General features: G+C 71.2%; 7 protein-coding genes. 3 read left to right on the plus strand and 4 right to left on the minus strand.

What is annotated here, in order from left to right; all coding sequences use genetic code 11:
* Positions 1-697, minus strand: a 697-nt coding sequence (locus tag AC31A1_RS42930; RefSeq protein WP_489658511.1) for a LysR substrate-binding domain-containing protein, incomplete at its 3' end; no start/stop codon positions are given.
* 196 nt (positions 698-893) lie between these two features.
* On the opposite strand from AC31A1_RS42930, the gene AC31A1_RS42935 reads away from it, so the two are divergent.
* The gene (locus AC31A1_RS42935) at positions 894-1964 is read left to right on the plus strand and encodes a bile acid:sodium symporter family protein (protein ID WP_489658505.1); all 1071 of its coding nucleotides are present in this window, start codon (positions 894-896) and stop codon (positions 1962-1964) included.
* On the opposite strand, the gene AC31A1_RS42940 is transcribed toward AC31A1_RS42935, so the two are convergent.
* From AC31A1_RS42940 to AC31A1_RS42950, 3 genes are all read right to left on the minus strand, one after another.
* Positions 1897-3135, minus strand: coding sequence for a DUF5005 domain-containing protein (locus tag AC31A1_RS42940; protein WP_489658506.1), 1239 nt, complete (start codon positions 3133-3135; stop codon positions 1897-1899). The two genes, AC31A1_RS42935 and AC31A1_RS42940, sit on opposite strands and share 68 nt — an antisense overlap.
* 10 nt (positions 3136-3145) lie before the next feature.
* The gene (locus AC31A1_RS42945) at positions 3146-5020 is read right to left on the minus strand and encodes an exo-alpha-sialidase (RefSeq protein WP_489658507.1); all 1875 of its coding nucleotides are present in this window, start codon (positions 5018-5020) and stop codon (positions 3146-3148) included.
* A gap of 176 nt (positions 5021-5196) precedes the next feature.
* On the minus strand, positions 5197-6123 hold the full coding sequence (locus AC31A1_RS42950; RefSeq protein ID WP_489658508.1) for a quinone oxidoreductase family protein: 927 nt from the start codon (positions 6121-6123) through the stop codon (positions 5197-5199).
* A 113-nt stretch (positions 6124-6236) separates the two neighbouring features.
* Between AC31A1_RS42950 and AC31A1_RS42955 the strand changes: the two genes are divergently transcribed.
* A complete protein-coding gene (locus tag AC31A1_RS42955; protein ID WP_489658509.1) occupies positions 6237-6674 on the plus strand; it encodes a MarR family winged helix-turn-helix transcriptional regulator in 438 nt (145 codons plus the stop codon).
* Positions 6675-6693: 19 nt separating this feature from the next.
* The coding region (locus AC31A1_RS42960; RefSeq protein WP_489658510.1) for an isochorismatase family protein at positions 6694-7211 on the plus strand (518 nt) is incomplete at its 3' end.

Below are 7211 nucleotides of genomic sequence, written 5' to 3' on the forward strand. Positions count from 1 at the left end.
GCCCCCGCGAGTGGGCCATCACCCCCAGTCCCGCCCGGGCCGCGGCGATCAGCCCGTTCAGGCTCCCGCTCGTGCACGCGATGCGCCACGCCCGCCCCTGCCGCTCCAGCGCCTCCAGTGCGAGCGCCCGCGTGATGCCGGGCGGCGGATAGACGATCAGCGGCACCGGACGGTCCGCGTCCAGGCGGAGCCGTTCCGCACCGATCCACACGAGCTTGTCGTGCCAGACCAGCTCGCCCCGCGGGTCCTCGGCGCGGCGCTTCGCCAGCACCAAGTCCAGCTTCCCGGCCGCCAGTTGCTCGTGCAGCGTGCCGGACAGCTCGACCGTCAGCTCCAGGTCCACCTCGGGATGGTCGTAGCGGAAGCCCTCCAGGATCTCGGGCAGCCGGGTGAGGACGAAGTCCTCGGACGCGCCGAAACGCAGGCGGCCACGCAACCGGGTGCCGGTGAAGAACGCCGACGCCTGTTCCTGCACTTCCAGGATGCGGCGCGCGAAGCCGAGCATCGCCTCGCCGTCCTCCGTCAGCTCCACGGAGTGGGTGTCACGGGTGAACAGCTGCCGTCCCGTCGCGTCCTCCAGGCGCCGCACGTGCTGGCTCACCGTGGACTGGCGCAGCCCGAGCCGGCGGGCGGCCTGCGTGAAGCTCAGCGTCTGGGACACCGCGAGGAAGGTACGCAGGTGGGAGAGGTCGTACATGGCATACACCATGGCATACACCGTAGTCGGTTATCGCGAAACGTGATGGCAGTCAGAGCGGTATGACGGATTCCCGATCAAGAGTCCGGAGAGGAGGATGGGGAGGGCACGAGTACGCGCCGGACGACGGACCGGACGCACAGCTGGACGAGCGAGACAGTGGAGCACAGTGAAACGCCTGCGATGGCCGAGTCGGATGCCGGTCGACCCCTACATCCTGCTGTTGCTCGGGACGGTGGGCCTCGCCGCGCTCCTCCCCGCGAGAGGCACGGGCGCCGACGTCGCCTCGGGCGCCTCCACGGCCGCGATCGCCTTCCTCTTCTTCCTCTACGGCGCCCGCCTGTCGACGCGTGAGGCACTGGACGGCTTCAAGCACTGGCGGCTGCACACCACCGTCCTGGCCTGCACCTTCGTCGTCTTCCCGCTGCTGGGCCTGGCCGCCCGCGGTCTCGTCCCGGTGATCCTGACCCACCCCCTCTACCAAGGGCTGCTGTTCCTCACCCTCGTCCCGTCGACCGTCCAGTCGTCGATCGCGTTCACCTCGATCGCGCGCGGCAACGTGCCCGCCGCGATCTGTGCGGGCTCCTTCTCCTCGCTCGCCGGCATCGTCATCACCCCGCTGCTCGCGGCGGCGCTGCTCGGCGGCAACGGCGGTGGCTTCTCCGCCGATTCGCTCGTCAAGATCGTGCTGCAACTCCTGGTGCCGTTCCTGGCCGGGCAGGTGCTGCGGCGCTGCGGAGTCAAAAGGGGCCGCGCGAAGCGCGTCGAGCAGGGTGGTGGTGGGCGACGGGAGGGCGGCTTCATCACCCGGCACAAGAAGATCCTCGGCTACGTCGATCGCGGCTCGATCCTCCTCGTCGTCTACACCGCGTTCAGCGAGGGCATGGTCCAGGGCATCTGGCACCAGGTCAGCGCGATCCGTCTCGCCGGACTGCTCGCCGTCGAGGCCGTCGTGCTCGCCGTGATGCTCACCCTGACCTGGTACGGCGGCAAGGCGCTGCGCTTCGACCGGGAGGACCGGATCGCCATCCAGTTCGCCGGCTCGAAGAAGTCCCTCGCCTCCGGACTGCCCATGGCCAGCGTCCTGTTCGGCGCCCACGCCTCGCTGGCCGTGCTGCCGCTGATGCTCTTCCACCAGATGCAGTTGATGGTGTGCGCGGTCATCGCCAAGCGCCGCGCCCGCGATCCGCTGCCCGAGGTCACCGGGCCGGCGGCCCCAACCGCAGGGTCACGAACCGCGGTCGGTACAGCGACACGTTCCGGCTGAGGTTCAGCGCGGCCGAAGTAGCGGTCGCGTCCAGCCAGTTGACGTCGTAGCTGAGGACGACTCGGTCGTCGTCGCCCAACTCCGTGTGGACCTGCGGGTTGTACGCGGCGACCTGTCCCTGCGGCAGCGGCGGGCTGAAACTCCTCGTCGGGCCGTGCCACGGTCCGGTGGGCGAACAGGCCCAGTACGAGGTGACGGTGGTGAGCCCCCGGCTGCCCGCGGCCATCGTGAACAGGACGTACGTCCCGCCGTCCCGCACCACCGAGAACGCGCTGCCCACGCCCGTGTGCCGACCATCGCCGAGCACCGGCCGAGGCCCGGCCCGTGCCGTCCACGCGGAGCCGTCCCAGTACTCCCAGGCACCCGGTTCCCCGAGCCGGCCCTCCGGCACCCGTGCCACATACGCCGAGGAGGTCGGCCGGGCCGCGGCCTGCGCGTCGTTCCCGCCGAAGACGTACGTCCAGCCGCCCACCGCGACCGTCGTCGTCCCGAACTGCACACGCCGGGACGGGTCCTGGACCAACTCCTGACCGAAGACCTTGACGATCGACTCCACCCGGAGATCCGGCAGCGACAGCGTGGCGACCTCGGTCGCGACCGGAACGCCGTAGATCCATGGGTACGACCCCGCTGCCCGCGTCCACAGCAGCACCCGTACGACCGACTCGGGCGAGCCGGGGGAGCGGGGCTCGACGCGGGCCGCGACCGGCCAACGCCACTCGTTCGGGGCCGGGTCGGGGAACAGCGGTGCGGGGAGCGTGAGTTGGGGGTGGCCGTCGCGCATCACCACCGCCGAGTTGCGGACCAGGGGCGCGCTGGTGTCCCGCCAGGCGTACGACTCGCCGACCGGGTTGGGCGGGGCGTGCACCTGGCCGAGGTAGGTGTCGGAGAACAGCCACAGCACCCGGCCGTCCGGCAGCCGCACCGAGTGGGTGCCGTCGCCGCCGGTCCAGTCGTCGGCGCGGGACGCGTCGTCGCCGTACGCGGCGAAGGCGTCGGTGAGCTTCGCGTCCGGCGACCAGGAGCGCACCGTACGGGCCGTGCACGCGCCGCCGCCCTCCCTGTCGTGGCGCCCGGGGAGGGCGGTGAGCAGCACGGCGGCGAGAGCCAGGGTCAGCAGCAGGCCGACCCCGGCTCCCCTCCGCTGTCGTGCTCGTCGGTCCTCGGGCACGCCCGGGACGTTAGTGGCTGCCGCTCACACGGTCCATGGGCAGCCACAGCACGGTCCCCGCGGGGGACGGGTGCTGCGCGGCCAGTTCGTCGTCCGTCAACAGCCGGTCCCAGACGTGGACTTCGTCGATCGCCCCGGTGAAGTACTGCATGCTGTCCATGCGTTGGCCGATGTGCACACCGAACGGCGAGTTGCGGCTCACCGAGCCCACGATGTCCGCGGTGCTCACCGCCGTACCGTCGACGGACAGGGTCAACTGCCCACCGCCGCGCCGCAGTACGGCCTGGTGCCACTGGCCGTCGTTGTAGGCGTCGGCGGTCACCACGGAGGTGGTGTGGACGGTCGTCGCGCCGACCCGCGTGGTGATCAGCGCCCGGACGTGGTTGCCCGCGGGCTCGCCGCGCAGCCAGACCTGCGGCTCGGTGGTGCCGACCCCGCCCATCCACAGGAACGGCTGATCACCGGTCGTGGCGGTGTAGCGGAACCAGAGCGACACCGTGAAGTCCTTTGTCCCCAGCGGGAGTCGGTCGCTGTACGGCAGGCGCACGGCGTCGTCCACGCCGTCGAAGGACAGGGCGCCGCCGGACACGCCGTCGGTCTCCTGGGCGCCTCCCAGCACCGCCGCGCGCTCGGCGTGCGGGGTGAGGTCGGCGGTCGTCGGGTCCGGGCCCCGACGCGGTTGCAGCCAGGCCTCGTTGAAGCGGGCGAAGCGGATCTCGTCGGTCGCGGTCACGGCGCCGCCCTCGTAGAGCAGGCCCACCGTGTCGCCGTCGATGCGCGCCATGTCGGAGTAGCCCGACCAGTCCTTCGTCACGACCGTGCCGCGGTCCACGCTGTCCCAGGTGCGGCCGCCGTCGTAGGAGGAGCGGATCATCATCGTGCGGCGGCGGTCCGGGTCGGCGTCGCAGGCCAGCAGGATGCGCGAGCCGACCCCGAGTGTCGAGCACTGGACCTGCGGGGCGTACAGGTCGGGCAGGTCGCGGAAGGGCGCGGTGAAGCTGTCGCCGCCGTCACGGCTCACCGCCTGGGTACGGTGGCCGAGGTCTGTGCCGTCCTGCTCACGGCCGCTCACCAGGATCGAACCGTCGGTGCGCTCGGTCGGCGTCACCTCGGACGGCTTCTGTCGCCACGTCCCGTCGGCCGCGATCGGATACGAGTCGGTCGCGCCGATCTTCCAGTGGTCGCCGCCGTCGTCGCTCACGATCAGCGCCGCGTTGTTCGCGGTGACCCGACTCCCGTCCCAGGTCTCGGTGTTGACGCCGAACACGAGCCGGCCCTTGTGCCGGCCGCGGGTGAGCTGGATGCCGTGCACGGGTCCTGTGGCGTACCAGGAGTTCCAGTTCGGGGGCAGGATCTCGTCGCTCAGGTCACGCGGCTGCGACCAGGTCAGGCCGTCGTCGTCGCTGTACTGCATGTGCGGGGTGCGGTCGCAGGGGACCGAGCAACTGGCGCTGTCCGTACGGCCCGTGTTGTACGTCTCGGCGAGCAGGATGCGGCCCGTGCTGCGGTCCACGACGGGTGCCGGGTTGCCGTGCGTGTCGCCGCCGCCGTGGTTGACGACCTGCAACGGGCTCCACGTGAGGCCGTCATCCGTGGAGCGCTTGACGACGATGTCGATGTCGGCGGCGTCACCGCAGTTGAGGACCCGGCCCTCGGCGAACGCGAGCAGGGTGCCGTCGTCGGTCTTCACCATGGCCGGGATCCGGAAGCAGGCGTAGCCCGCGTCCTGGGGAGCCTTGAAGAGGACCTGTTGGCCGAACTCGGGGGTGGGGGAGGTGGTTTGGGCGGTCGCGGCGTGCACGGGGCTCGGGAGCGTGAGCAGCGCGGCCAGGGTGAGTGCGGCGGTGAGGGTGGATCTCAGACGTGCGTGAAGACTCGACGGCATGGTGGTGCTACCTGCCCTTCCTTCGTCTGGACATCCGGACATCCCACGTCCAACGGGCGCGTCACAGACGTTAGTTGGGGCCTCCGGCGCCTCACAAGAAGCGTGCAGTGCCCGGCGCCCCATAACTTCGCGACGCTGGACGGGTGGTGAGTGTTCGTCAGGTGAGCCGGGGTGCCTCAGGGGCGCAGCACGACCTTGCCGAGGTTGCTGCGCGCCTCGATCACCTCGTGCGCCTTCGCCGCCTCCGCCAGCGCGAACTCCCCGTGCACGGCCGGTCTCAGGGCGCCGTCCGCGAACAGCCGCCACAGCTCCTGCCGCCACTGCTCGTACAACTCCGGCTTCCCGCGCGCGATCCGCGCCATCTGGAACCCGATCACGGACTTGGCGCCCACCAGAAGGTCGTACGCCTGGACCGTCCCGCCACCCGAGCTGTACGCCACGAGCCGCCCGCCCGGCGCGAGCGTCGCTATGGCCGGGGTGAGCAACTCGCCGCCCACCGCGTCGAGTACGTAGTCGACGGGGTCGCCCCAGTCAGGCCGGCCCAGGTGGTCATAGGTGATCACCTCGTCGGCGCCCAGAGCGCGCACGAAGTCGCCCTTCGCCGGATCGGAGACCGCGCCCACGACCCGCCCGGCACCCCGCGCCCTCGCCAACTGCACGGCCAGATGGCCGACTCCGCTCGCCGCGGCCGTGATCAGCACGGCCTCGCCCGGTTCGGGGCGGGCCGCGTCCAGCGCGCCCAGGGCCACCAGTCCGCTGCGGACGAGCGCGACCGCGTCGACGGCGGAGGCGGCGTCGGGGATGGCGGAGGCCATCACCTCGTGCAGGACCGCGAAGTCGGCGTACCCGTGCCCGAAGCAGAGCCCGGTCACCCGCTCGCCCGCCCGGAAACGTGTCACGTCCTGTCCTACGGCGACCACCTCACCCGCGATCTCGCCGCCGAGCGGGATCGGCTCGGCAGCCTCGGTGACCTTGCGGACGACGGGCAGGGTGACCCCGATCGCCTCGGTACGGACGAGGAGTTCGCCGGGGCCCGGTACGGGGACGGGGACCTCCTCCAGGAACAGCGGGCCGCCGGTGGACTCGTACCGGACGCGACGCATCGCACCTCCAGGAGTCGTGAGAGAGCGTCAGAGATCATGGGTGATCGTTGGGATGCCCAATGATATTCACGATTTCATTGGGATGTCCAACGAGTTTTCGCTAGACTGCCCGCATGGCCGAAGAACCCCTCACCGCGATCCGCTCCCTCCCCAGCTGGCTCCTCGGGCGGGCAGCCGCCCGGGGGCGGGCCCTCGTCGCCGACGCGCTGGCCGCCGAAGGGCTGAAGATGTGGCACCACGTGGTGCTCTCCGCCGTCCGCGACCTCGCGCCGGTCGCCCAGGCCGACCTCGGCCGCGGTGTCGGGCTCGACCCCAAGGATCTGGTCGGCGTGCTGAACGACCTCCAGTCCGCCGGCCTGGTCGTACGGGAGCCCGACGCGAAGGACCGCCGTAAGAACGCGGTGTCGCTCACGACCGAGGGCGCGCGGCTGCTGAAGCGCTGCGAGAAGGCGGCCCGCGCGGCCAACGAGCAGCTCCTCGACCCGCTGTCGGAGGCCGAACGCGACCAGTTCATGGGCCTGTTGATCCGGATTTCCGGTACGGACGGCTGACGGGAGCTAACGTTCCGTCATGACCCCACCCCAGACTGCCGAATCCCGGCCGGCTCTCGACCCCGAGCGCACCGCCCTGGTCCTCGTCGACCTGATGGACCGCATCGTCGCGCTGCCGCTCGAACCGTACAAGGGAACCGAAGTCCTCGCCGTGGCCGAGGAGTTGGCGGCCGCCTTCCGCTCCGCCGGTGCGCCCGTCGTGCTGATCCGGGTCGAGCGTCCCGGCATCACCGAGCAGCCCGCCGGCAGTGGACTCGCCGACGGGCTGTTCCGGGACGGGGACCTGGAGATCGTGAAGCGGTCGATCGGGGGCTTCCAGGGCACGGGACTTGACGAGCGGCTGCGTGAACGGGGCGTCGACACCCTGGTGTTCGGCGGGATCGCCACCAACCTCGGCGTGGAGTCCACCGCGCGTGCCGCCGGCGACCTGGGCCACCGACTCGTCTTCGTCGAGGACGCGATGAGTGCGCTCACCGCGGCCGAGCACCAGGCGTCGGTGAAGCTCGACTTCCCGCGGCTGGGGTCGGTGGTGACGGC

It is taken from the genome of Streptomyces sp. P5F9, assembly GCF_057961495.1.

What these genes read in the sequence shown, in the direction of transcription:
- AC31A1_RS42935 (WP_489658505.1), top strand. Translation starts at nt 894, where the DNA reads ATGCCGGTCGACCCCTACATCCTGCTGTTGCTCGGGACGGTGGGCCTC.
- AC31A1_RS42945 (WP_489658507.1), bottom strand. Translation starts at nt 5,020, where the DNA reads ATGCCGTCGAGTCTTCACGCACGTCTGAGATCCACCCTCACCGCCGCA.
- AC31A1_RS42950 (WP_489658508.1), bottom strand. Translation starts at nt 6,123, where the DNA reads ATGCGTCGCGTCCGGTACGAGTCCACCGGCGGCCCGCTGTTCCTGGAG.
- AC31A1_RS42955 (WP_489658509.1), top strand. Translation starts at nt 6,237, where the DNA reads ATGGCCGAAGAACCCCTCACCGCGATCCGCTCCCTCCCCAGCTGGCTC.